Raw genomic sequence first — 24,873 nt, 5'->3', positions numbered from 1 at the left:
ATTTTGTTCAAAATATAGGCGGCTATGTATAATAGCCGGCCTCATTTCTAATCCACATGTAAAAGTCATTATGAAGTTTATCGTTAAGTTATTCCCTGAAATTACCATTAAGAGCAAGCCTGTCCGGAAGCGTTTTATCCAGCGTTTACAGTCCAATATGCAGATTACTCTGAAGCGCCTCAGCGATGACATCAAAGTGCGTGCCCTGTGGGATAAAATTGAAGTTGAAGTCGGCAGTTCAGACAGCCTGCTGCGCGAACAGATGATTGAGGTGATGCAGGCGACCCCCGGTATCCTGCATTTCCTTGAAGTGGATCAGCACCCACTTGGGGACTTCGACAATGTCTTTCAACTGACGCGCGAGGCGTACAGTGAAATTATCCGGGGCAAAACATTTGTTGTCCGGGTGAAACGGGCCGGTAAGCATGATTTTAAATCCGGGGATTTAGAGCGTTATGTGGGCGGCGGGTTGCTGCAGCATTGTGAGTCGGCCGGTGTTGATCTGCATGCCCCTGACGTAAAGGTTAAGCTGGAAATCCGTGACCAGAACCTGTTTATTATCTCCAACAAGTTTAAAGGGCTGGGCGGTTATCCGCTGGGCAGTCAGGAAGCCGTGCTGTCTCTGATTTCCGGTGGTTTTGACTCGGTTGTTGCCAGCTATATGACCATGCGCCGTGGCTGTAAAACACATTTCCTGTTTTTTAATCTGGGTGGAAAAGCTCATGAAATCGGTGTGAAGCAGGTTGCATTGTCGTTATGGCAAAAATACGGCTCAGCAGCCCGGGTTAAATTCGTGACAGTGCCTTTCGAAGAAGTGGTTGGTGAGATTCTTCAGAACGTCCATCACACCCAGATGGGGGTTGTGCTTAAGCGTATGATGATGCGGGCAGGGGAACGGGTTGCCAACCGAATGAAGTTGCATGCTCTGGTCACCGGAGAAAGTGTGGCTCAGGTATCCAGCCAGACCTTGCCTAATCTGGCACTGATTGATGGTTCAACCAGTAAGCTGGTATTACGCCCGCTGATTACAATGGATAAACAGGACATCATTGATATTACCAAGCAGATCGGTGCGTACGATATGGCAAAAAGTATTCCTGAATACTGTGGTGTTATTTCTGACCGTCCGACCACCAATGCGCAGATTGAGCGCATCGAAGAGGAAGAGGCAAACTTCGATTATGCGGTGCTGGATGAAGCACTGGAAAATGCTCAGGTTCTGGCCATTGATAAAATTGTCGAAGACCTGGGGGCAGAAGCGTCTATCGAAGCTTTGACGCGTGTCGCTGAGGGGCAAGTGATTATCGATGTGCGACATCAGCATGAGCAGGAGCGAAAGCCCCTGAATATGCCCAAGTGTGAAGTGCTTAAAATTCCTTTCTTTGAGCTGGAGTCCGGCTTTGCAGATTTAGATATGACCAAGGAATACCTGCTGTACTGCGATAAAGGGGTGATGAGCCAGATGCATGCACAGAGTCTTCAGGATAAAGGTTACAGCAATGTGAAGGTATATCGGCCGGTTGTATAACGGCTTTCTTGAGAGCGACATTTTGGCTGCATGATTTTGGGAAATGGCGTTTTTTGTAGTTTTTTTACAAGATTTTAAAAGCAACTTTTTGTCGCTAAAGTGCGGGGAACTTGTTGCCTGCAGGGCAGTTTTCGGGTTTAATTATTGCCCGTTTATTAACAATTCAGCCAATCTGCATACGATACCGATTTTTTTTACTACAAGAAAAATTGTCGTTTGCAGAGAACTTAAAGTTCAGGCGGGATTTGGTTCCGGAACACTTTCGGGTGTTGCGGGATTTTTGGTGAAACAGAGGAGCGCCCGTTAGATGGAAAATCTAATGTCCGAAGGTTTAAATCTGATGGTTTTCGGTATGGGATTCGTATTCGTATTCCTGACCTTACTGGTGTTTGCAACTAACGGCATGTCTGCCGTGGTCAGCAAGATAGCACCGGACCCGGAACCTAAGGCTAAGCCAAAAGCCCCTGCAGCGGCACCAGTTGCTGCGGCTAATAATAATGATGAGTTGGTTGCGGTTATGACTGCAGCGGTTCATCAGCATCGTTCTCGCTGATTGACGGCGAAAGTAACGATTTTATTTTAAGAGCAATAATCGACAAAAGGCCTATACCCATGTCTGATAAAAAACCTCTTGGCATTACCGACGTAGTACTGCGTGACGCTCATCAGTCGCTGTTCGCTACGCGTATGCGCCTGGATGACATGCTGCCGATCGCTGAAAAACTGGACAAGGTTGGTTTCTGGTCCCTGGAAAGCTGGGGCGGAGCAACATTTGATTCATGTATCCGCTTTATCGGTGAAGATCCCTGGGAGCGTATTCGCGAGCTGAAAAAGGCGATGCCGAATACTAAACAGCAAATGTTGCTGCGCGGTCAGAACCTGCTTGGCTACCGTCACTATGCTGATGACGTTGTAGAGAAGTTTGTAGAGCGTGCTGCTGAAAACGGTGTGGATGTTTTCCGTATCTTTGATGCGATGAACGATCCCCGTAACCTGGCGACGGCTATTAAAGCTGTTAAAGCAACCGGTAAGCATGCTCAGGGCACCATCTCTTATACCAAGAGTGACGTGCACACGACTGACATGTGGGTCGAATTTGCCAAAACGCTGGAAGACCTGGGTGCAGAGTCTATTGCGATTAAAGATATGTCGGGCATCCTGACACCTTACGACGCTTTTGATCTGGTATCCCGCCTGAAGGCGCAGACTCAGCTGGAAGTTCAGTTGCATGCACATGCGACTTCCGGTCTGTCTGATATGACGATTCTGAAGTCTGTTGAAGCCGGTATCGACCGTGTTGATACAGCAATCTCTTCAATGTCGATGACTTACGGCCACACCTCTACTGAGTCAGTGGTAGCTGCGCTGGCAGGCACTGACCGTGATACCGGTCTGGATCTGAATCAGCTGGAAGAAATCGCAGCGTACTTCCGTGAAGTGCGGAAGAAGTACGCTAAGTTTGAAGGTTCTTTGCGCGGTACGGATTCCCGTATCCTGGTTGCTCAGGTGCCGGGCGGCATGCTGACCAACATGGAAAACCAGCTGCGCGAGCAGGGTGCTTCCGATAAGTTTGACGAAGTATTGCAGGAAATTCCACGGGTTCGTAAAGACCTGGGTATGATTCCTCTGGTAACCCCTACTTCACAGATCGTGGGTACTCAGGCGGTTATCAACGTATTGATGGGCGAGCGTTACAAGACCATCTCTAAAGAAGTTCAGGGCATTCTGAAAGGTGAGTACGGTGCAGCACCGGCAGCATACGATGCTGACCTGCAGGCACGTGTACTGGATGGCGGTGAAGCAATCACTTGTCGTCCGGCAGACCTGCTGGAGCCTGAACTGGATAAGCTGAAAGCTGAACTGGAACAGCTGGCGACTGACAAAGGTCTGAGCCTGTCTGATAACCGGATCGATGACGTGCTGACTTACGCACTGTTCCCGCAAATCGGTCTGAAATTCCTGGAAAACCGAAACAATCCGGATGCCTTCGAACCGGCACCAACTTTAGAGGACGCACAAGCAATGGCTGCACCTAAAAACACTGGTCCACAGACTTACACTATTAACGTTAATGGTCAGAGCTACGTTGTTCAGGTTTCTGAAGGCGGCGATATCACTGCGGCTGCGCCTGCAGCACCTGCAGCGGCAGCGCCTGCTGCACCGGCGGCGGGTCCTGCTGAATCTGTTCCTGCACCACTTGCCGGTAACATCTGGAAAGTTGAAGTGGCTGTCGGTCAGGCGGTACAGGAAGGTGACGTTCTGGTCATTCTGGAAGCAATGAAGATGGAAACTGAAGTACGTGCTGCACGTGCCGGTACTGTTTCCAGCGTTGACGTTAAAGAAGGCGACACTGTTCAAGTGGGCGATAGCCTGATCACCTTGGCATAAGGGTTGGTTCGATGGAAAACCTACTGAATTTATGGCACGCCTCCGGGATATACAATATTACCGGTGGGCAGGTTGTGATGATCCTTGTCGGTCTGTTGCTCCTGTTTCTTGCTATTCGCAAGAACTTTGAGCCACTGTTGCTGGTACCGATAGGCTTTGGCGGCATTATGGCTAACATCCCGGAAGCGGGTTTGGCATATGCGGCTGTAGAGAATGCGCTTAACCTGGGCGGTCCTGAAGTTATTCAGTCTATTGCCTCTGCGCTGAACATGAATACCACTGACATTTATGAGCTGAAAAGTGCTTACGCATCTTCATCAGCTGCTGAGCATACTGCTGCTGTTTATGCCGCTCAGGATGCCGGTTACAACAATGGTATGATGTACAACTTCTACAATGTTGCGATTGCTTCCGGTGTAGCGCCGCTGCTGATCTTCATGGGTGTTGGTGCCATGACAGACTTCGGGCCGCTGCTGGCGAATCCAAAGACTCTGTTCCTGGGGGCTGCGGCACAGTTCGGTATCTTTGCAACCGTACTGGGCGCGGTAGGCCTGACGACTTTAGGTCTGATGGACTTCAGCATTCAGGATGCAGCGGCTATCGGTATCATCGGTGGTGCTGACGGTCCGACAGCGATCTATGTTGCCAGCCTGCTGGCGCCGGATCTGCTGGGTGCGATTGCGGTAGCAGCATACTCATACATGGCGCTGGTACCTATGATTCAGCCGCCAATTATGCGTGCGCTTACGTCTGAAAGTGAGCGTAAGATCGCAATGGTACAGCTGCGTCCGGTTGCTAAGTCTGAAAAGATCATGTTCCCGATTGTATTGCTCATCCTGGTTGCGATGTTGCTGCCGGATGCTGCGCCTCTGCTGGGTATGTTCTGTTTCGGTAACCTGATGCGTGAGTGTGGTGTGGTTGATCGTCTGAGTGATACTGCGCAGAATGCACTGATCAACATCGTCACCATCTTCCTGGGTCTGTCTGTAGGTTCTAAGCTGTCTGCAGATAAGTTCCTGGACGTAGAAACACTGGGTATCCTGCTGCTGGGTGTGGTTGCATTCGGTATCGGTACTGCCTGTGGTGTCCTGATGGCGAAGATCATGAACAGAATGGCGGGTGGTAATGCGATTAACCCGCTGATCGGTTCTGCGGGTGTATCTGCGGTACCGATGGCTGCACGTGTATCGAATAAGCTGGGTCTGGAGGCGAACTCTCAGAACTTCCTGCTGATGCATGCAATGGGTCCGAACGTAGCCGGTGTAATCGGTTCTGCGGTTGCTGCCGGTGTGATGATCAAGTTTGTTGGCTAAGGCTTACAAACTGTAAAAAAAGGCTGCCACGGGCAGCCTTTTTTGTTTGTGTGCGGTAGTGGTATCAGGGGTCATTTGCCGTTTAAGGCTTCCAGGTGTGACTGCACGCTGAACGCCAGTGCGACAGGGTTGTAGCCGCCTTCCAGGATGGAGACGACCCTACTCTGGCTGTAAGTGCGCGCAACGTCCATGATCAGTTGGGTTGCCCAGTAGTAATCTTCTTCGCGCAGATTAAGGTCTGCCAGCGGATCTTCTTCGTGGGCATCAAATCCCGCTGAAATGAAGATCATATCGGGTTTGTGTTTTTGCAGGGCCGGCAACCAGACATCCTCCAGCTGTTGCCGGAATGCCAGGCTTCCGCTGCCGGCGGCCAGCGGGCAGTTAACGATATTCTCCCGCTGAACGTCATGAAGGCGGCCCGGGTAGTAAGGATGCTGAAATGTTGAGCACACCATTACCTCTGGAGTATCTTTAAAGATATCTACCGTGCCATTGCCGTGATGAACGTCAAAATCAAGGATGGCAACCCGATTGATCTCTGGCTTCTGAAGGGCATGCATGGCGCCGATGGCGACGTTGTTGTATAGGCAAAAGCCCATCGCCAGCCCATGTTCGGCATGATGGCCCGGGGGGCGTACGGAGCAAAAGGCGTTGCTGACCTGCTGGCTGATAACCTGTTCGGTTGCCAGAACTGCTGACCCTGCAGCCAGGCTTGCGGCATGCATGCTATCGGGGCACAGTGCTGTGTCTGCATCTGCGTGAACGATGCCGGATACAGGCGCCAGTTGCAGCAGGTCTGACTGGTGATGGCCGGAATGTGCCAGCTTTATCTGATCTGCAGTGACATGTACGGATTCCATCTGTACCAAATCATTGATTAACCCGGTTTTGCTAAGTACTTTCTGTATGGCGATGAGTCTGACCGGGCTTTCCGGGTGCTCTGGCCCCATATTGTGCAGGCCGCAATCCTCATGGCTAATGAAGGCTGTAGTCGTCATATTATTGTTATCCCTGTATTTGTTTCAGTTTACTGAATTCGCTCAGCCCGGGCGCTTAGTCAAAAGTGTAACTAATTTGCTTTATGGTGCAGATATTGACATGGATCATGGTGTGCTGGCGAGTAGCTGCGTAATATGATCATCACAGCATAGAACTGTATTTAGCACCGTGTGTTTCACCCTACACCGGTGCTTTTTTTTGCCCATTTTAAGACGCATGGCGCAAAATCCCTGCCTGCTTCACTCCACCTGTTTCTGACATTCTGATAACCTGAATAAAAGATATATGTGATATCGGTTTAATGTTGGGAAAAGCGTGTCTGTGCCACTTGTTTCGGATTTAAAATTTAATCGCAAAATTGATTACAGTGACACCAGTGTCTTGCTGGTGGACAGTAGTGGCAATATGCGTGCAACGGTGTATTACATGTTGCGCGAGTTTGGCATGCATAACATTAAGGCGGTCACCAGTAATGAGCGGGTGATTCCGCTTATCTCGCAAAATGATTATGACATCGTTCTGCTGAGTCATAACGTGCGGGATTCTGTTACCGGTATTCAGATACTGGAAGAAGCGCGTTATCGCGGGTTTATCCGGCCCAGTGCCGCCTGGATTTGTATGACCAGTGACTCTTCTCAGGAAGCCATTCTCCAGGTCATTGACAGTAATCCGGATGATCTGTTGATTAAACCCTTCACGATGGAGGAGCTGAAACAGCGAATTGATCAGGTAATGCGCCGTAAGATGGCGCTGCGTCCTGTGGATCTGGCGGTTGAAGCCGGGTCGATCGGGCAGGCGCTGAAAATCTGTGAGAACCTGATTTACCGTGAGCATCCTGAATTCGACCATTTACAGATTGTTCGTGGCTCGCTGTTATTGCAGTTAGGGCGGCTGGAGGATGCCCGCCGGCTCTTTGAGACCATTTACCACGAGAGTGGTGAAAAAGAGGCTGGATTGTATCTGGCAAAGGTATACATCGGCATGGAGGAGCTGTCACTGGCACAGGAGCAGTTGCTGAGGCTGATTGAGAGATCGCCGCTGATGATTGCCGCCTATGATTTACTTGCCGAGGTCTATGAAAAGCAAGGGGATCTGGGGGAGGCCCGTGAGATGCTGCGGGAGGCAACCTCCAAAGCCCCTTTGGCTATTCCCAGGCAAATGAAGCTGGGACGTGTCGCCACTAAAACCAAGGTTATGGAAGTGGCAAAGTCGGCCTACCGGCGATCAATATCTCTTGGCAAGCGCAGCAGTTTACACTCAGCAGAGCCTTACCTGTGTCTGGCAAATGTCTTTATGCTCGAAGCGAAACACTCGGATGAGAAAACACAGTATCAGCTTGCCCGTGATATGGATTTGCTGTTGCAGCGGGCTAAGCAGAATTTTCCGAATGATCTTGGGCTGGAAGTGCGCAGCAATCTGATACGCAGTCAGTTTGCTGAGAGCACGGGGGATTTTTCTGAAGGAGAGCGGCTGCTGAAAGAAGCAATTCTGGTGAATGATCGTCTTGAAACGCCGTTAGATCTGGATCGGGAGGTGCTGGCCTTGTCCGGCGATGTAGTGCCTATGCTGGAGTCGGAAAAAGTTGCATCGGTCCCTGAGGCAGGAAAGAAGAAGGCTAAAGATGCGCAGATGAGCCTTAAGGCAAACCGTTTGGGGATTAAGCATTATATGAGCGGTAAAGTAGGTGCAGCGATTAAGTCTTTTGGTGCGGCTGTTGAGTTCGACTTTACTAATTTTGCCGCGATGCTGAACCTTGCTCAGCTGTTCCTCGAAACCGCGCGGGATGATGAGGAGCGCCGTGAAGGCCGTTTAAAAATGGTTGACCGTTATCTGGGTCTGTTGCGGAACGGCCAGCTGTCAGATGATCAGCAGCGTAAGCTGAATGTGCTTGAGCGCTTCAGGAAACTGCCTGCGAAGTCGTTACCGCATGGGCCGCTTGGAGAGCTGATAAAGTAATCTGATGAGAGGGAAGTGGCCTCCCCGAGAGGACTCGAACCCCTATCTAAGCCTTAGGAGGGCCCTATTCTATCCGGTTGAACTACGGGGAGGCAGGTGGCTGATTCTACTGATGTTTCTGCGTGGAGTCACGGGGTAAGCGCGGAAATATTTTAAGCTTTGCCTAAGCGTTGCTGGGCTGAATAATTGCCTTTTCCGCCGGCATTGTCGTAAAGCATGTTTTTTTGATTCTGGCCGCGAATAATGCTCATAAGATGTTCAAGGTTACGGCTGTTGCGTGTCACGACGGTTTCGTTACGCTGGTTTTTCTCGTTTACTTCAAGAAGCAGTGCTTCCAGAGGCTTCCAGTGCTTGAGAAATTCGGCGCGTGGCTCTGGTGGAAGTGTGTCGGAAAATGTTTCCAGGCCTTGCTTGCTCGCTGCAACACCTAACTGGTTAAACAGTGCATTCCGGGATCTGCTGTTGGTTTCCAGCTCACGCAGAATGTCCGTTTTTTGCTGGACCGTTTGCTGGATGTTTTCAACATTTCGTGCAGACAGGGCGTCATACTCCTGATCAAGGAGTGCGCTTAGTTTGCCAATTGTAACCAGCCCCTGCTGATTCAGGGTATTCAGTTCGCTGAGTTGTAAAGGCGTTGCTGTCTGCATATTCCGTATGTTGCTTAGCCGAGTTGTGTTTCGATCTGAAGCAGGCCTTTGGCTGTGCTCAGGGCGTCTACCTGATAGCTGCCATCTTCAATGGCTGCTTTCAGTTCTGCAACACGGTCAGCATTTACACCGTCATCAGTTAAACTGCTGTCGATGGTTTTCTGAATAGCCTGTGCAGTATCACTGATACTGACATTGCTTGCCGGCTGGCTGGCGGGGGCCGTACCAGTGGCAGGCTTGTTGCCCGCTGCAGGTTGCTCATTCACCTTGCCACGAGATAGGGTCGCCTGATTGGACGATAAACCCGTGATATCAATAACCATTTTCTGAACCTCATTTTTCTATGAGTGAGTATATCGGCGCAGTGTGAATAATCTTTAGTTAAAAAATGCTAAAAAAATTATAAAAATTTTAGGTTAAGTATATCAGTGATATACAGACGGTGCTAATCGTTAGGGTGTGACTGAGACAACGCCAACACGGCTGACATACGCGCGTACGATACGGCCGGAGCGGGTGTTTTTTACATTGATCTGTTTGCCCTGTTCACCGTCTTCGAGTGCAGTGCCATTCATACGCACCTGCATGCTGCCATTTTTAGCTTCAATGACGACACGGTCTCCTTTGCGTACCAGGAGATGCTTGCTCAGGGCCTGGGCCGTGATGATTTGCTTGCTGCGAAGGGTGCGTTTGAGTTGCCGGTTAAACAATTCCGCACGGTCCGTAAAATAGGCCTGGCTTACCTTGCGTATGTCAGTTTCGACCAGCGCGATGTCCTTAGCCCCCAAAATGGTGCCCTTGTTTAATGGCCGGGTTGTATGGGCAACCGGCAGCCATTGTTCAACGGTGCCGGTCAGAAAAACCTGCCACTTGGGGCGGTCGCACTGAGCGGCAATACTTACCCTGCTGGCCCGTGTTGGTGCGTGTTTGAAGCTGATTGGCTGTTTACAGCGGGAGAGCTTTAGCTGGGGGCTGAGAGGGCGTAATCGGATGCTGGTGCGGGCCAGTGGTTGTTCTACGGAATACACGGAATACAGATAATCTTCCGCCTGTTGTTTGATTTTGGTCGGGTAGGCGCTGGCATGGGCCTTTACTGCCAGAGTGAAGATCGCTATAAAAGTAACTATTAATGTGATGGTTGGGTGATTCACTGGATAATTTAAACCATTACTTACCATTTGAGTAAACTAAGCAGGTCCACTCAGTACGTAGGAATAATCATGTCAGTAAATAAGATTAGTGTAAACCAGCGACAGCGGGTGAGTGATGTTGGCCATAACCGCCTGGAGTTATTGCTATTTGGCCTTAATACTGAGCAGGAATATGGCATCAACGTATTTAAGGTTCGGGAGGTGCTTCCCTGCCCGGATCTGACGGGTATTCCCAAGCAGACAACGTCTCTGAAAGGGATGGCGCATATCCGTGGTGAAACAATACCGGTTATCGACCTGTCAGAGGCGATTGGTGAGGAGCCGGTCAGCCCGGAAGAGCGTAAAAGCTGTTTCCTGGTTGTGACTGAATACAGTCGCCGTACGCTTTCTTTTCTTGTACGCCGCGTTGACCGTATTTTGGCAACCCACTGGGATAATGTTACGCCGCCGCCGGTTGAGCTGGTTGGGCAAAACTATCTGACCGCTGTTTTAGAGCACGACGGTAATCTGATTGAGATTCTGGATGTCGAGCAAATTCTGGCAGATCTGATTCCGAGTAATACCGCTGTCAGTGAAGATATTGCGACGGAAGAGGTTAAAAATCACGCGAAAGAATATCACGTGATGGTTGTCGACGATTCAAATATCGCACTGAAACAGGTGCAGCAGGTATTTGAAGGTATGAGCATCAAAGTCACCACGGCTAAGAACGGTAAGGCTGCTTTAACGCTGCTGGAACAGCTGGTTGATAAGGGTGTTGATGTGCCTTCACTGTTCCTGATGGTTGTTTCTGATATTGAGATGCCGGAAATGGACGGTTATACCCTGGTTAACCGTATCCGCGATAATGAAAGCTTGCGTAAACTGCACGTTGTGTTGCACAGTTCCCTGAGCGGACGCTTTAACCTTTCTATGATTAAGAAGGTTGGTGCTGATGCGTTCATTGGTAAGTTTGATGCAGATGAGTTGGCAACTGCAGTTGTAGAGCGTATGAAGGCTGTTGAATCCGGTCTTTGACAGGTGGTGGAGTAAAGGTTCTGGATACTTCTAAGTTAAAGATTACTGATCAGGAATTTTCCCTGTTTTGTGATTATCTGGAAAATGCCTGCGGTATTTTGTTAGCCAGACATAAGTTGTACCTGGTTGAAAGCCGTTTGGGGCGCTTGATGAAAGAGCGTGAAATTCCCACGCTGGCGACGCTGGTAGAACAGCTGAAGCGGCCGGGTAGCCGGGCTCTGAATGAGCAGGTTATCAATGCAATGACGACCAATGAAACCTTATGGTTTCGTGATATACATCCGTACACTATTTTGAATAATCAGGTTTTACCTGAGCTGGCAGCTGCAGGTAGCCGTCAGCGGTTACGGATATGGTCGGCGGCCTGCTCAACGGGGCAGGAGCCTTACTCAATCAGTATGTCGATTGAAGAGTTCAGACAATCCGGTAAGGGAAGCTTTGGGGGCGAGGAAATCGTCGCGACGGATATCTGTACACGGGTTTTGCAACAGGCCAAGACAGGGGATTATGAGCGTCTGGCATTAGGCCGGGGGTTGTCTCAGGAGCGGCTGAAGCGCTTTTTCTCACCCAAGGCTGATGACATCTGGACGATTAAGCCAGAGCTTAAACGCCGGATTAATTTTCGTGAGCTGAACCTGCTGGGCTCATACAGTACGATGGGGCAGTTCGATATCATCTTTTGCCGTAATGTACTGATTTACTTTTCCACCGAATTAAAATTAGAGATTCTGCGCAAAATGCATAAGTCTCTTAAGAAGGGCGGTTATCTCTTTTTGGGGGCGTCTGAATCTTTATCCGGTCTGAGTGACTGCTATGAAATGATTCACTGCAGACCAGGTATTATTTATAAAGCTATTTAAGCCGTTTTAAGTGATTTAAGAACCCCGGACAGTTCGCTGTCCGGGGTTTTTTTATGCCTGGAAGATGCATAACTGCAATGCGGAATAACGGGAAATGCCGCTTTGCCGCTCTGTTGCCGGTGGGTTGCCGGTCTATTCTTTAAGGGGCATTTGGTTGCCGCTTATAATTTATATTTTTAATTATATTGCTGATTATAAAGGGTTTTTTGTAGTTGGCATTCTGCTTGCATTTAACTGGTCAGTTAATTTTAGGAGTGTCAGCATGGCAATCAGTTTTGAATCAGCACTGGGTATTCATGAGCAGGCGGTCTACGTTCGTAGTAAGCGTGCGGAAGTGCTGGCAAATAATATTGCCAATGCAGACACCCCGAATTTCAAAGCGCGGGATATGGATTTCAGAGCCATTCTGCAAGGTAAAGAGTCACAGATGCAGGCGGGTCAGCTTGAGTTGGCGCAAACAAAAAATGGTCACAGCGAAGGTCTGGTCAGTCCGGATTTTGCCGCAGAAATGATGTACCGGATTCCGCGTCAGCCAAGTATTGACGGCAATACGGTGGATGTTCAGACAGAAATGGCCCGTTATACAGAAAATGCTTTGGACTACCAGGCGTCATTTCAGTTTCTGGACAGAAAGTTCAAAGGATTAAAAAGCGCGATTAAGGGTGAATAATTATGTCATTGTCTAATATTTTTGATATTGCCGGTTCAGCCATGAGTGCGCAGAGTGTCCGGCTAAATACCACAGCCTCTAATATGGCCAATGCTGACAGTGTCAGCAGCAGCTACGGTGAAACGTACCGTGCCCGTAAGGCTGTTTTTGAGCTGGGCCGTCAGGATGAAGTACAGCCGGGTGTGCCGTTGGGTACGCAGGCGGGGCAAGGCGTTGAAGTGGCCGGTATTGTTGAGAGCGACGCACCGTTACGTCAGGAATACAACCCAAACCACCCGATGGCAAATGAAGAGGGGTACGTATTTTATCCCAACGTCAACGTGGTTGAAGAGATGGCGGATATGATTTCCGCGTCCCGTTCATTTCAGATTAACGCTGAGATTATGAATACTGCGAAGCAAATGACGCAGCGTGTGCTGACCCTGGGTCAGGGCTGATAACGTCGGTTTTGCGTGAGAGTTCAGAGGTAATTAATTATGTCGACAATTAATACGAATCAGACATCCAATGTCTACGAGCAGATTAATGAGGCGAATAAAGCGCAATCGACGCGGACGCCGCAGACATCCAGCGACAGCGATATGTTCATGCAGCTGATGATTGCTCAGCTGCAAAATCAGGACCCGACCAGTCCCGCGGAAACAAATGATTTCATGCAGCAGATTTCCAGCATGAGCCAGGTTGAAAGTATCAACAACCTCAATGTCACGATGAATAATCTGGCAAGTTCAATGTTGTCCAGTCAGTCTGCGCTGCAGGCGTCATCGATGGTTGGGCAGAATGTTTATGCCAAGACCGATGTGGCAACAGTTACTGCCGATAACAAAGATGTAAAAGGCATTGTTGAGTTGCCGGCTTCAACATCAAATCTGCGGGTCAAAATCTTTGATCCGACAGGTGCTGAAATAGAGACCCTTGACCTGGGGCCGAAAAATGCCGGTGATCTTAACTTTACCTGGAACGCAGGAGACGATGCTGCTTTCAGGAACTACCGGGTGGTTGCTGAGGTAGCGACTTCAGACGGATATAAGGCAGTGAACAGTTATCTGGCTTACAACGTCAACAGCGTCACACTGGGTCAAAACGGTGTTGGCATGAAACTGAATACTGACGCAGGTTCTATTGCGTTCAGTGATATCAAACGGATTGGGTAAGGCAGGAGAGTATCATGGCGGGTTTTAATACTGCGGTTACAGGTTTAAAAGCAGCAACAACCGATCTGGATGTCACGGGTAATAACATTGCAAACTCCAGTACGATTGGTTTTAAGTCTTCTCGGACAGAGTTTGGCGACATTTATGCCACCGCTGTTGTCGGTGCCGGTTCAAGTAACGTGGCGGGTTCCGGTGTAATCGTATCTGACATCGCACAGGATTTTCAGGCCGGTACCATCGAATTTACCAATAACAACCTGGATCTGGCGATTAACGGTTCAGGTTTCTTCCAGCTGGATGACGGTCAGGGCGGCGTAACTTACACCCGTGCCGGTGCGTTTGAACTGGATAAAGACGGTTTTATCGTGTCTAAATCCGGTAAGCGTCTGCAGGGCTATGGTCTGGACAGTGACGGTAACCGTTTGCCTATCGGTGATCTGGCGGTAACGCAGAAAGAGAGTCCGCCGAAGGCGACAGAAGAAATTGATTTGTCCTTCAATATTGATGACCGGGCCGATGCAACAAAACTGGTACAACCATACGACCGCGATAACCCGGCTACGTTTACTTACAGTACGACGGTGCGTAGTTTTGACAGCCTGGGTAACGAACATACCATCAAGTTCAATATGGTTGAGCAGCCGCCAATCCGTGAAGTCCAGACGCTGAATTTTGCAACCGCTGGCACTCCGAATCTGGCGGGGGGAACTGTTGTTGTCAGTGGTCAGGCCCTTGACGGAACGACTCTGCGTTCAGGTGTTGGACTTGATCCCGACGGAACATTGCTCGCTGATGGTGAATATCACTTCCCTGGTGATGTGGTGGGTATGGGCGTTGTTGCCGCTGGTGCCACAGGTGATACGGTCACCGGAACCGGGCTTGTGCTAAACGGGATAACCGTCCCTACCGTAACATTTGCCTCGCCAGTTACGATTTTAGATCCAGCTGTTCCTGCCAATGTTGACGCTAACAATGCTGCTGTTGCATCAGCAGTGGTCGCCAATAAAGATGCATATATTACAGCTTACAATGCGCTGGCGGATGCTGCTGATCAGCCACAGTTAATCAATATTGCGGTAGATCCGGAAAATCCGGATACATTGTTTTATCAATTTGATGACACAGCAACGGTTACTGAAGCGGGTGCAACCTTAGGTGCTGTTACGGGTACGGGTACGGGTGGTGCCGCAGCAGGGGCGCTGGCGCACCATGATTTTAATGCTGCGGTGAGTTCATTGCTGACGGCTGATACCCGGGTGCGCAGTGTGCAGATTGCTGATGACGGTAAGTCACTGGATATCCGCTTTAAAGCGTCCGCCACCGATGTTGATGAGATTCAGGTGCGTGACACCGCGGGTAATCTGCTGACAGACGTCAGCATCACTTCTGAAACGCTGGCCGCTAATGAAACGCATACCTATGCATTTAACAGCGGTGCTTTTACCAGCGGAACGCTGACTGGCTCTCCGACCATTACCATTGGCGGAGTTTCAATATCCTTAGATACTGCCGATACGCAGGATGATGTCCGGGATAAAATTGATGCGAACCAGGCGGCTATTCTGGATGCTAATCCGGATGTGGCATCCGTGCAGTTTAATGCCGATGGTAACCTGGTGGTTACTTATAAGCCTGAGGCGGGTAATGTTCCGAATGATGTTCTGGGTATTGATTTTGGCACACCTTCGGTCATGGAAGTATCCACAATTGATTCAGGGGATAAAACATACGAAGGTGTATACCGGATGTATGCATACCTGAATGGTACTGAAACGCTGGACTTGGGTAAGGCGCCGGATCCGGGTGAGCCGGGTGGTGACTCTGAGCCCGGCCCGATTCTGGTGACCTTTAATCCGACGAACGGTCTGCTGAGTTCGGTAAACGGCACGAATGTTCCGCTGGGTGGTGTGGCACCGAATATTGCAATTAACGGTGCGGATCCGGCGGACCCAACAACGGTTATTGAGCTGGATATTACCAATACTACGCAGTTTGCCTCTGCTTCTATTGTTAAAGCTGCCACACAGGATGGTTACACAAAGGGTGACCTGATCGGTGTAACCTTTGCTGAAACCGGTGAAATGGTTGCCAGTTTTTCAAACGGTCAGACGCAGAACCTTGGGGTTGTAGCCTTTGCTACCTTTGAAAACCAGTCTGGCTTGCAGCCAGCGGGTGATACTGAATGGATTGCAACACTGACATCCGGTGATGCGATTTTGAACCCGCCGGGAACCGGTCTGAACGGCAGTTTGCGGTCGGCGGCGCTTGAGCAGTCGAACGTTGATTTGTCCAGTGAGCTGGTAAGGCTGATCGAAGCGCAGCGAAACTTCCAGGCGAACTCGAAGACGCTTGAAACGCTGAATACGGTGACTCAGGCGATACTTCAGATCTAACTTCACTGTTGTCTTTTTAATACCCGGCCGGTTTTTAACCTGCCGGGTATTTGTGTTTTTGGTTTTTGGCACACTAATTGCTTTCTGTTAAGTATTGAAAAAGCGGCAAAGCATTTCCGCTTGAGCTGATACGTAGAGAGAAGAGTAATGGATAAAGTGCTGTATCTTGCCATGAGTGGCGCGCGGGAAAATATGCGCTCACAGCATGCGCACTCAAATAACCTTGCTAACGTAAATACGACCGGCTTTAAAACTGATTTGGCTCAGGCGCGGGCGATGCCTGTGTACGGGGAAGGTTTGCCGTCCCGGGTATATGCCATGAGTGAGCGGCCTGCAACGGATATCGCATCCGGGGTGCTGACGCCAACAGGGCGGGACCTGGATGTCGCCATTGAAGGGGACGGCTGGTTCGCAGTGATCAACGCCAACGGCGAAGAAGTCTATACCCGGTCTGGCGAGTTTGCTATCAACGAGCAAAATCAACTGGTAACTGTCGGTGGTGTTCCTGTTATGGGGAACGGCGGTATCCCGATTACGTTGCCTGCATTTGAAAAGCTGGATATTGGCGGAGATGGCACCATTACCGTTCAGCCTTTAGGTGAAGGGCCAGAGGCGCTGGCTGTTGTTGACCGTATTAAGCTGGTTAACCCTGAGCCCGGTACATTATTTAAAGGCACGGATTCGTTTATGCGTACCGGCAATCCTGTGCCTTTGCCGCCGGCAAATGATGTCAAAGTCGTTTCCGGTTTTCTGGAAACGAGCAATGTAAATTCTGTTTCTGAGCTGACCTCTATCATATCCCTGTCCAGACAGTATGAGATGCAGGTAAAAATGATGAAAACAGCAGAAGAAAATTCTACAGCGGCGGCACGTATCTTGCAGTTGCAGTAATAACCGTTAATCAGTGGTGTTTGGTAAGCATACCGGGCTTCCTGGCTAAGAATAAGAAACAGCAGTGTATAAGCTGTTTAGAGAGGTAAAAAATGAACAGTGCGTTATTTGTAGCGAAAACAGGTTTGTCGGCGCAGGATACATCATTGCGGGTTATTTCCAACAACCTGGCGAACGTGAGTACTGTTGGTTTCAAGCGCGACAGAGCTGTATTTGAAGATCTGATGTATCAGACCCAGCGTCAGCCCGGTGCTGAGTCAGCGGAAGGGTCTCAGTTGCCTTCCGGTCTGCAGCTGGGAACCGGCGTTCGGGTCGTTGGCACGCAGAAGCTATTCCAGGAAGGTTCTATCGAAAACACCGGTGATGCCTTTGATGTGGCAATTAATGGCCGCCGGGGATTTTTCCCTGTCACGCTGCCAACCGGTGAAACTGGTTATACCCGTCACGGCCAGTGGCAGATCAACTCTGATAACGAGTTAGTCACCGCTGAAGGGTTCTTATTGCAGCCCGGCATAACCTTGCCGGCGGAAGTGCAGACGCTGACGATCGGTCAGGATGGTCAGGTAACCGTGGTTACCGCAGGTAATACCGCGGCACAGAATATCGGCCAGATTCAGTTGGCGGATTTCGTCAATCCGGCGGGTCTTGAAGCCATTGGTCAGAACATGTTTTTGGAAACCAATGCCAGTGGTGCGCCTATTCTGAATAACCCGGGTGAAGGGGGAACCGGTGCGCTGTTGCAAGGCTCGTTAGAAGGTTCCAATGTGAACGCGGTGGAAGAGCTGGTGAATCTGATTACGACTCAGCGGGCCTATGAAGTGAATTCTAAAGTAATTTCAACGGCTGATGAGATGCTGTCCTTCGTGACGCAGCAGCTATAAGCGTATCCGGGTGAATATTATGAATAAGGTTCTTAGTCTGGTCGGTTTTGTTCTGGTGCTTACCGGTTGTGTGAATACTCCGCCTAAGCCGGATAACCCGCACTTTGCGCCGATCCGGCCACAGACGTTACAGGCACCTAAATCGGTAAACGGTTCGATCTTTAGCAGTGCAACCAACATTAATCTGTACGGTGATGGCCGTGCCCACCGTGTTGGCGACATTATTACGGTTGTGCTGCAGGAGAGTACCTCTTCACAGAAGAACAGTAAAACTGAAATCGATAAGAGTAACAGCCAGACCATCGCTCAGCCGACGGTTCTGGGGCAGGCTCTGACCATTGATGGTAATCCTTTATCCGCAAGCTTCGGCACCTCCACGACGGATTTCGATGGTGAAGGTAAGGTGAATATGAGCAATAGCCTGTCAGGCAATATTTCAGTCACCATTCATGACGTGCTGGCCAACGGTGTGCTGATTGTGAAAGGCGAGAAATGGCTGACGCTGAATCAGGGCGACGAGTACATACGGGTGAGCGGTATGATCCGTCCACAGGACATCAGTGCGGATAATACGGTTAATTCTACTCAGATTGCAGATGCCCGTATCTCATACAGCGGCACCGGTGCCGTGCATGATTCTAATACTATGGGCTGGCTGTCGCAGTTCTTTATCGGTCAGCTGTGGCCATTTTAATCGGGAGAAAGCAGATGCTTAAATCATTAGTGGTCATGGCTGTTTCGTTTCTGCTGAGCACTGCGGCCGTTGCTGAGCGCTTAAAAGATATCTCTACGGTAGCAGGCGTGCGGAGTAACCAGTTAGTCGGTTACGGCCTGGTAGTGGGTCTGGACGGAACCGGCGATAAGACAACCTTCACCTCTGCTACTTTCAGAAACATGCTGAATAACTTTGGTGTGGCGATTCCGCCAAATATAGACCCCTCATCCAAGAACATTGCGGCGGTGGCTATTCATACGGACCTGCCACCCTTTGCCAAGCCGGGCCAGGTGATTGATGTCACTGTGTCTACACTGGGTGATGCCAAGAGCCTGCGTGGTGGCAGTCTGATTATGTCGCCGCTGAAAGGGGCGGACGGGCAAATTTATGCGGTTGCTCAGGGCAATCTGGTGGTATCAGGTTTTGGTGTGGAAGGTGCTGACGGATCACGTCTGTCATTAAATGTGCCGAGTGTTGGCCGTATTCCGGGTGGTGCAACGGTGGAGCGGACTGTACCCAATGCATTTGCGCAGGGAGACAGCCTGGTGCTGAACCTGAATCATCCTGATTTCACAACGGTACGCCGGGTATCTGAAACCATTAACAGCCTGCTGGGGCCGAATATGGCTAAAGCTGTCGACGCAACTTCAGTTCGGGTGCGTGCACCACGGGATCCGTCTCAACGAGTCTCTTTCCTGTCCGTGCTGGAGAATCTTGAAGTGCAGCCGGCACAGGAAGTCGCCAAAGTCATCATTAATTCCCGGACGGGTACCATTATCATTGGCCAGAACGTGCGTGTATCCCCGGTGGCAATCACCCATGGCGGTATGACGGTTGCGATCAATGAGAATATCGATGTTAACCAGCCGAACCCGCTTGCACAGGGTGAGACGGTTATAACCCCCCGGACCGGTATTGAAGTAGATGAAGGCAGCGGGCATATGTTCGAGTTCGCACCGGGGGCATCATTGCAGGAAATTGTCGAGTCTGTGAATCAGGTAGGGGCCGCGCCCGGCGACCTGATGGCGATACTCGAAGCGCTGCGTCAGGCCGGGGCATTAAAAGCAGAGCTGGTGGTGATTTAATATGAAAACGAATGCCAGCCAGAATGCTCAGCTTTACACTGAGTTCAATGAGATGAACAAGCTGCGTCAGCAGGCCAAGGACAAAGATCCGGCGGCCTTGCAGGCGGTTGCTGAACAGTTTGAGCAACTTTTCATGAATATGATGATGAAAAGTATGCGTCAGGCAAATGATGCCTTCGGTTCAGATAATCCCCTGAACTCATCTAAAGTGAAGTTTTATCAGGGCATGGCAGATACGCAGCTTACCAAGGACTTGTCTGAGTCCGGTGGTATCGGTCTGGCTGACATTATCGTTAAACAGCTGAGTGCAGGTTATGGCATCGAACTGGATGCAGAGGCTGATAAGGCAGAAGAGAAACACAATCTTAGTGAATCGGAACAGCTTTTAAGCCGGGCGTTTGACAGTACCGCCAGCGCGGCTGCGTCAGCCATTTTAGGTCAGGCTCAGCAGCAGGCAGCGCCTGAAAAAGCACAGCCGGTTCCACCGGTAAGCGAAGCAGAGAAGGTTACCGCGGTTAAGGAAAAGCTTCCGGGACGTTTTGAAACGCCTGAAGCATTTGTTGAGTCGCTGATGCCTATCGCAGAAAAAGTGGCCGGTGAGCTTGGGGTCGATCCAAAGGTGCTGCTGGCTCAGGCGGCACTGGAAACCGGCTGGGGTAAACATGTTATTCAGCAGGGTGCTGACAGCAGCTATAACCTTTTCAATATTAAGGCGGATTCGCGCTGGCAGGGTGAGCAGGTTCAGGTCAGTACGCTTGAATACCGTGATGGCGTGGCTCAGCGTGAACAGGCCGCGTTCCGGTCTTACGGATCCTATGAAGATAGCTTTAATGACTACGTGTCTTTCCTGAAGGGCAGTCCCCGTTATCAGAACGCATTGCAGCAGGCGGCGAATCCGTTTGCCTATGTTGATGCGTTGCAGCAGGCGGGATATGCCACTGATCCTGAGTACTCTAATAAAATCAGCCGTATATACAGCGGTGAGTTAATCAGCCAGGCAAGTAATGCGGGCAGTTTGTCAGCAAATAGCGGCATAAATAGCAAAGAAAGTTAACGGTTGGCCGATAACCCGGTTTAAGTCAGATGCGTAGCCAGAGTGACGGCGCTTTTCCCTGGCGAGGAGTTTTAGATGAATTTATTAAACATTGGTAAGCAAGGATTAATTGCCAATCAGAATGCACTGGCAACCACCGGGCAAAATATCAGCAACGTTAATACGGATGGCTATACCCGCCAGCGCGTTAATTTTGACAGCCTGCCGGCCTATGGCGGTGTTGAAGTAACCAGTATTGACCGTCTGGCTGATGATTTGCTGACCCGGCAGTTGTGGAGTGATCTGTCCAGTTATAATCAGTCTTCAAATTTCTCTAAACTGACGGCTCAGCTGGATGACTTACTGGCACAGCAAACCACCAGTGTGTCTGATGCTATGGATAAATACTTCAGCTCCCTGCAGAACGTGGTTGATGATCCGGTTTCAGACCCTAACCGTGAGTTATTCATTGCCGAAACGGAAGCTCTGGTACAGCGGTTTAATAATCTGGATGCCAACCTGCGCATTCAGGAAGCCAACGTGAATACTATGATCGACGATTACACCAGCCAGATATCGACGCTGAGTGAAAATATCGCTGATCTGAATGACAAAATTAATATTGCGGTTGCCGGTAATAAACCGACCAATGAACTTGAAGATCAGCGTGATCAGTTAGTGAATGATCTTTCAGAGCTGGTTTCTATTAATGTGTTGGAAGAGGGCAACAAAAATTACAGCGTGTTTCTGGCGAACGGTCAGCCGCTGGTTGTTGGCGCTACCGCGAATCAGTTAATCAGTACACCGGGAGACTCGATCGCGACCGAGCGGTCTGTCAAACTTGTGATCGCCGGTAATACCACTGAAGTGACCGATCAGCTCAGCGGCGGCAAGCTGGGGGGCGTCTTGCAGTATCGGGATGAGTCATTAAATGATGCCCGTGATGAGTTGGGCAGAATGGCCATTGCGCTATCCGAAACAATGAACGAGCAGCACCGCTCAGGTATTGATGCAAACAATAACTACGGTGGCGATATCTTTAATGATGTGAACGCTGCCTCCGCGCAGTCAAACCGTTTACAGTCACATGTTGCTAACCGTTCATCCCTGTCATCATCGAATGTGTCGGTTGAAAATGTAAACTTGCTACAGGCGTCCGGCTATGAATTAACCTATGGCGGTGAAGGCGAGATACGCCTGGTTCGGGAAGAAGATGGCAAGGTTTTTGATATCGACCGGCTTACTCCCTCAACGGATGACCGCACCGTGACAGCAGGTACTGCAGCCTTATGGCAGGGTAATGGTGTTTCAGCTGCCGGTAACAGTGAAACGCTGCAATTTACCTATAATGGAGCACCTGCTACAGGTGGTTCCCCAGATCCGGTGGAAAGTGCCAAAGATGCAGCGGCATTCATGAATGGGATTACGGGTATCAGCGATGTTAAAGCGACTACAGCAGCAACCATCAGTAATCTGACCGAGCTGGGTTCAGACAGTGGTGGTGATACAACCTTTGATCTTACCGTTCTTGATGATACCGGTGTGTCGCGAACACTGAACGTGACTGTGCCTCTGGCGGACGGTGCAACTGCTACAGGGATCGACATTCAGGCGGCAATCCAGCAGGCAATCAGTAATGATGCGGCTAATTCATATACCAACCTGTCGATGACGAACTCCGGTAACGGCATTACGATTACGGACAACAGTGGTGGCAATATTGGCCTTACGATGACAGACAGCGGTGATCAGGTAAGTTTCAGCTCGCTTGATAGCAATGGTGCGGTTGCCGGGGGAGCAGTTACTTTAACGGAAGGCACTGCAACGGCTTCTCAGGTTGCAACCGGCTATATCAGCGACGGTAAAGCGGATAAAAACATTGAAACTCTGGATATTTCGTCGACATCCGGAGGGGCTTCTGCGTTTGTGTCCACAGGTTCTGCTTCGCTTATCACCACTGCTAATAATGTAGCCTCTACTATTGGTAATGTTTCTCAGGGCATTGCTGATGTGGATGAAGGTGAGTATTACCTCGACCCGGATAAAGGTACTTTGTCCTTTCAGGTAGACGGCATCAAGGTTACCTTAAAAGTAGACGGTGCTTTTGTTGAGGGTGACCGGTATTCGATCAACGCGGTACGAACCGGTGCGGAAGATCTGACACGGGTTATTCAGGATGGCGATCAGCTTGCGCTGGCCTCTCCTGTAAGGGTTTCACCTGATCCGGATAATAACGGAACCGGTGTGGCGACCGTGAATGTTACTGATACAAGCTCTTCTGCTTTTGCGGTAGACGGGGAGCTTAAACCGCCGGTTGAAGTTGTTTTCGATAATGCCGACCCGATTCGCTACACCGTGTATGACATGAGTGAACCGAGCAATCCGGTACCCTTAGATCTCGGTGATGGTCCGCTGACGAATCAGGCGTTCACATCGGGGCAGGTCATCAGCCTTAACGGTTATGACATTACCATTGCGAACCAGCCCTCCGCGGGTGACCGTTTTGGTTTTGAGTTTAATAAAGACGGTATTTCAGATAACCGGAATGCGTTACAAATTTCCAACCTGCAAAACACCAAAGTAGTTGGCGGTTCTGATTATCAGGACCTTTATGGCAGCCTGGTTGAGCGGGTGGGGACGACGACGGCAACGGCCAAGATCTCGACAGATGCCAGCAAGGCAGTAATGGATACCACGGCCAATACGAAAGCCAGTGTCAGTGGTGTGAATCTGGATGAAGAAGCCGCCCGGCTGGTGCAGTTTCAGCAGGCGTATCAGGCAACGGCGCAGTTAATCCGGGTGTCGCAATCTATTTTTGACAGTCTGCTGCAGGCCGTTTAAGGCGTTAGCAGAGTTTACTTTCGGCTGTTTGAGTAAAAGGTAATCAGGTCATGAGAATTTCTACACAGCAACAGTTTTTAAGTTCAATCGATAACATGCAGCGTTCCCAGTCGAAGATTGCCGACCTGCAGGAACAGATATCTACCGGTAAGCGTTTGCGAAACCCGTCGGATGATCCGGTCGGTGCAGCGCAGCTGGTGAAGCTTGAGCGGGAGCTGTCTCAGTACAATAAGTATGATGACAACATCAACGTTACTAAGCGCCGCCTGGAACAGGAAGATTCGATTCTGGACTCGATTAACATTGCCACCGACCGGATGCGGGAACTGACCATCAGTGCCGGTAGTGACACTATAAATGATGCAGACCGGGCAACAATTGCTCAGGAACTGGATCAACTGGTGGATTATGTTGCCGGTCTGATGAACACACAGGATGCCCAGGGTGAATACTTATTTGCCGGGAATAAGGGTGGTGAAGCGCCGTATGTTAAGCAGGGTGATGGCAGCTATGAATATGTCGGTGACGATGGTCAGCGCATGATTCAGGTGGGGTCAGACCTGTTTGTGCCGTCCAACGATTCCGGAGAAGTGTTGTTTGAGTCCATTGAAGGGCCATTGCAAATTGAAATGACCGGTCAGGCGGTATTCAACGCGGCTCAGCAGTCACCGCCGGTTGACCCTTTTGTTCGTGAGGCAGAATTCGCAAATCTGGCGGCTGAAAATACCTTTAAAGAAGCGACCAAAGGTTTAGGAGAGCTGACCATCCGGGTAACGGAACCGACACCTGATAACTTTGAATATTCTGTATTTGACAGTTCCGGGCAGCCGGTAAAAGACAGCGCAGGTAATGACATTGCAGGCATTGCTGTAGGTGATCTGGCTACAACCCCTGCCACGATTAATATTCATGGACTCAGTCTGGAGCTTCATGAACCGGCGGATATTGCCAGTGCCAACGAAATCAAACTCTCAGTGACCCCTGAGAAAATGAACGTACTGGATGCGGCTTCCGCGCTGGCGGATGTGCTCGAAAAACCGATTGAAAATGAACAGATGAGTACCGACAGAAATGAGGCGGTTGCCCGGGCGTTGGAACAATTTAAAATGTCAGCAGAACAAACTACGGAATTTCAGACGGTTGTTGGTTCGCGATTAAGTACGCTGGAAAATGTCACTTCATCCAATCAGGATTTTAAGCTGTTTACCGAAAGCGCTATCTCAACCATTGAAGATGCGGATCTGTCCCGGGTTATCAGTGAATTTACGCTGGAGCAAACGACGTTGCAGGCGGCTCAGGCGACTTTTGGCCGGGTGAGTTCGTTATCACTGTTTAATTATATCAACTGATA

The 24,873-nt window shown here is 50.0% G+C and carries 22 protein-coding genes and 1 tRNA gene; 18 read left to right on the top strand and 5 right to left on the bottom strand.

Going from position 1 to position 24,873, the window contains the following annotated elements:
- Positions 1–70 precede the first annotated feature (70 nt).
- The 4 genes from thiI (at position 71) to PCI15_RS20625 (ending at position 5,229) form a co-directional block, all read left to right on the top strand.
- Positions 71–1,528, top strand: coding sequence for a tRNA uracil 4-sulfurtransferase ThiI (gene thiI, locus PCI15_RS20640; RefSeq protein ID WP_271271802.1), 1,458 nt, complete (start codon positions 71–73; stop codon positions 1,526–1,528).
- A gap of 307 nt (positions 1,529–1,835) precedes the next feature.
- A complete protein-coding gene (locus PCI15_RS20635) occupies positions 1,836–2,081 on the top strand; it encodes an OadG family protein (protein ID WP_271271801.1) in 246 nt (81 codons plus the stop codon).
- Positions 2,082–2,140: 59 nt separating this feature from the next.
- Complete coding sequence (gene oadA, locus PCI15_RS20630; RefSeq protein ID WP_271271800.1) at positions 2,141–3,916, top strand: sodium-extruding oxaloacetate decarboxylase subunit alpha; 1,776 nt, start codon at positions 2,141–2,143, stop codon at positions 3,914–3,916.
- An 11-nt stretch (positions 3,917–3,927) separates the two neighbouring features.
- Positions 3,928–5,229: a sodium ion-translocating decarboxylase subunit beta gene (locus PCI15_RS20625; protein WP_271271799.1), complete on the top strand. Its 1,302-nt coding sequence runs from the start codon at positions 3,928–3,930 to the stop codon at positions 5,227–5,229.
- Positions 5,230–5,300: 71 nt separating this feature from the next.
- Here the strand turns inward: PCI15_RS20625 and PCI15_RS20620 are convergent, their stop codons facing one another.
- Positions 5,301–6,227 (bottom strand): histone deacetylase family protein, encoded by a 927-nt coding sequence (locus PCI15_RS20620; protein ID WP_271271798.1) that lies wholly within the window; start codon positions 6,225–6,227, stop codon positions 5,301–5,303.
- Between the two features lie 322 nt (positions 6,228–6,549).
- On the opposite strand from PCI15_RS20620, the gene PCI15_RS20615 reads away from it, so the two are divergent.
- Positions 6,550–8,184 (top strand): tetratricopeptide repeat protein, encoded by a 1,635-nt coding sequence (locus PCI15_RS20615; protein WP_271271797.1) that lies wholly within the window; start codon positions 6,550–6,552, stop codon positions 8,182–8,184.
- Between the two features lie 16 nt (positions 8,185–8,200).
- On the opposite strand, the gene PCI15_RS20610 is transcribed toward PCI15_RS20615, so the two are convergent.
- The 4 genes from PCI15_RS20610 to flgA form a co-directional block, all read right to left on the bottom strand.
- A tRNA-Arg gene (locus PCI15_RS20610) sits at positions 8,201–8,276 on the bottom strand.
- Between the two features lie 60 nt (positions 8,277–8,336).
- Positions 8,337–8,831, bottom strand: a complete 495-nt coding sequence (locus PCI15_RS20605) for a flagellar protein FlgN (RefSeq protein WP_271271796.1) — start codon at positions 8,829–8,831, stop codon at positions 8,337–8,339.
- A 14-nt stretch (positions 8,832–8,845) separates the two neighbouring features.
- Positions 8,846–9,154 carry a flagellar biosynthesis anti-sigma factor FlgM gene (gene flgM, locus PCI15_RS20600; RefSeq protein ID WP_271271795.1) on the bottom strand — a complete coding sequence of 103 codons (309 nt, stop codon included), beginning with the start codon at positions 9,152–9,154 and terminating at the stop codon, positions 8,846–8,848.
- Positions 9,155–9,283: 129 nt separating this feature from the next.
- Positions 9,284–9,982: a flagellar basal body P-ring formation chaperone FlgA gene (flgA, locus tag PCI15_RS20595; RefSeq protein WP_271271794.1), complete on the bottom strand. Its 699-nt coding sequence runs from the start codon at positions 9,980–9,982 to the stop codon at positions 9,284–9,286.
- Between the two features lie 69 nt (positions 9,983–10,051).
- Between flgA and PCI15_RS20590 the strand changes: the two genes are divergently transcribed.
- The 13 genes from PCI15_RS20590 (at position 10,052) to flgL (ending at position 24,871) form a co-directional block, all read left to right on the top strand.
- On the top strand, positions 10,052–10,999 hold the full coding sequence (locus PCI15_RS20590) for a chemotaxis protein (protein WP_271271793.1): 948 nt from the start codon (positions 10,052–10,054) through the stop codon (positions 10,997–10,999).
- Positions 10,996–11,859 carry a CheR family methyltransferase gene (locus PCI15_RS20585; RefSeq protein ID WP_336296717.1) on the top strand — a complete coding sequence of 288 codons (864 nt, stop codon included), beginning with the start codon at positions 10,996–10,998 and terminating at the stop codon, positions 11,857–11,859. The genes PCI15_RS20590 and PCI15_RS20585 overlap by 4 nt, the downstream gene beginning before the upstream one ends.
- A gap of 262 nt (positions 11,860–12,121) precedes the next feature.
- Complete coding sequence (gene flgB / locus PCI15_RS20580; protein ID WP_271271792.1) at positions 12,122–12,529, top strand: flagellar basal body rod protein FlgB; 408 nt, start codon at positions 12,122–12,124, stop codon at positions 12,527–12,529.
- A 2-nt stretch (positions 12,530–12,531) separates the two neighbouring features.
- Complete coding sequence (gene flgC / locus PCI15_RS20575) at positions 12,532–12,966, top strand: flagellar basal body rod protein FlgC (RefSeq protein WP_271271791.1); 435 nt, start codon at positions 12,532–12,534, stop codon at positions 12,964–12,966.
- A gap of 39 nt (positions 12,967–13,005) precedes the next feature.
- Positions 13,006–13,683, top strand: coding sequence for a flagellar hook assembly protein FlgD (locus PCI15_RS20570; protein WP_271271790.1), 678 nt, complete (start codon positions 13,006–13,008; stop codon positions 13,681–13,683).
- Positions 13,684–13,697: 14 nt separating this feature from the next.
- Positions 13,698–16,076: a flagellar hook-basal body complex protein gene (locus PCI15_RS20565; RefSeq protein WP_271271789.1), complete on the top strand. Its 2,379-nt coding sequence runs from the start codon at positions 13,698–13,700 to the stop codon at positions 16,074–16,076.
- Between the two features lie 147 nt (positions 16,077–16,223).
- Entirely contained in the window at positions 16,224–16,967 is a 744-nt protein-coding gene (gene flgF / locus PCI15_RS20560; RefSeq protein WP_271271788.1) for a flagellar basal-body rod protein FlgF, read from the top strand.
- Positions 16,968–17,059: 92 nt separating this feature from the next.
- A complete protein-coding gene (gene flgG / locus PCI15_RS20555; RefSeq protein ID WP_271271787.1) occupies positions 17,060–17,848 on the top strand; it encodes a flagellar basal-body rod protein FlgG in 789 nt (262 codons plus the stop codon).
- 19 nt (positions 17,849–17,867) lie between these two features.
- Positions 17,868–18,542 carry a flagellar basal body L-ring protein FlgH gene (flgH, locus tag PCI15_RS20550; protein ID WP_271271786.1) on the top strand — a complete coding sequence of 225 codons (675 nt, stop codon included), beginning with the start codon at positions 17,868–17,870 and terminating at the stop codon, positions 18,540–18,542.
- 14 nt (positions 18,543–18,556) lie between these two features.
- Positions 18,557–19,648 (top strand): flagellar basal body P-ring protein FlgI, encoded by a 1,092-nt coding sequence (locus tag PCI15_RS20545; protein ID WP_271271785.1) that lies wholly within the window; start codon positions 18,557–18,559, stop codon positions 19,646–19,648.
- Between the two features lies 1 nt (position 19,649).
- Positions 19,650–20,702: a flagellar assembly peptidoglycan hydrolase FlgJ gene (gene flgJ, locus PCI15_RS20540; protein ID WP_271271784.1), complete on the top strand. Its 1,053-nt coding sequence runs from the start codon at positions 19,650–19,652 to the stop codon at positions 20,700–20,702.
- Positions 20,703–20,777: 75 nt separating this feature from the next.
- Positions 20,778–23,522 (top strand): flagellar hook-associated protein FlgK, encoded by a 2,745-nt coding sequence (gene flgK, locus PCI15_RS20535; protein WP_271271783.1) that lies wholly within the window; start codon positions 20,778–20,780, stop codon positions 23,520–23,522.
- A 50-nt stretch (positions 23,523–23,572) separates the two neighbouring features.
- Entirely contained in the window at positions 23,573–24,871 is a 1,299-nt protein-coding gene (gene flgL / locus PCI15_RS20530; RefSeq protein WP_271271782.1) for a flagellar hook-associated protein FlgL, read from the top strand.
- The last annotated feature ends 2 nt before the right edge of the window (positions 24,872–24,873 follow it).

Source organism: Aliamphritea hakodatensis (genome assembly GCF_024347195.1).
GTDB lineage: Bacteria > Pseudomonadota > Gammaproteobacteria > Pseudomonadales > Balneatricaceae > Amphritea > Amphritea hakodatensis.
This window is presented reverse-complemented; position numbering and strand designations above follow the sequence as displayed.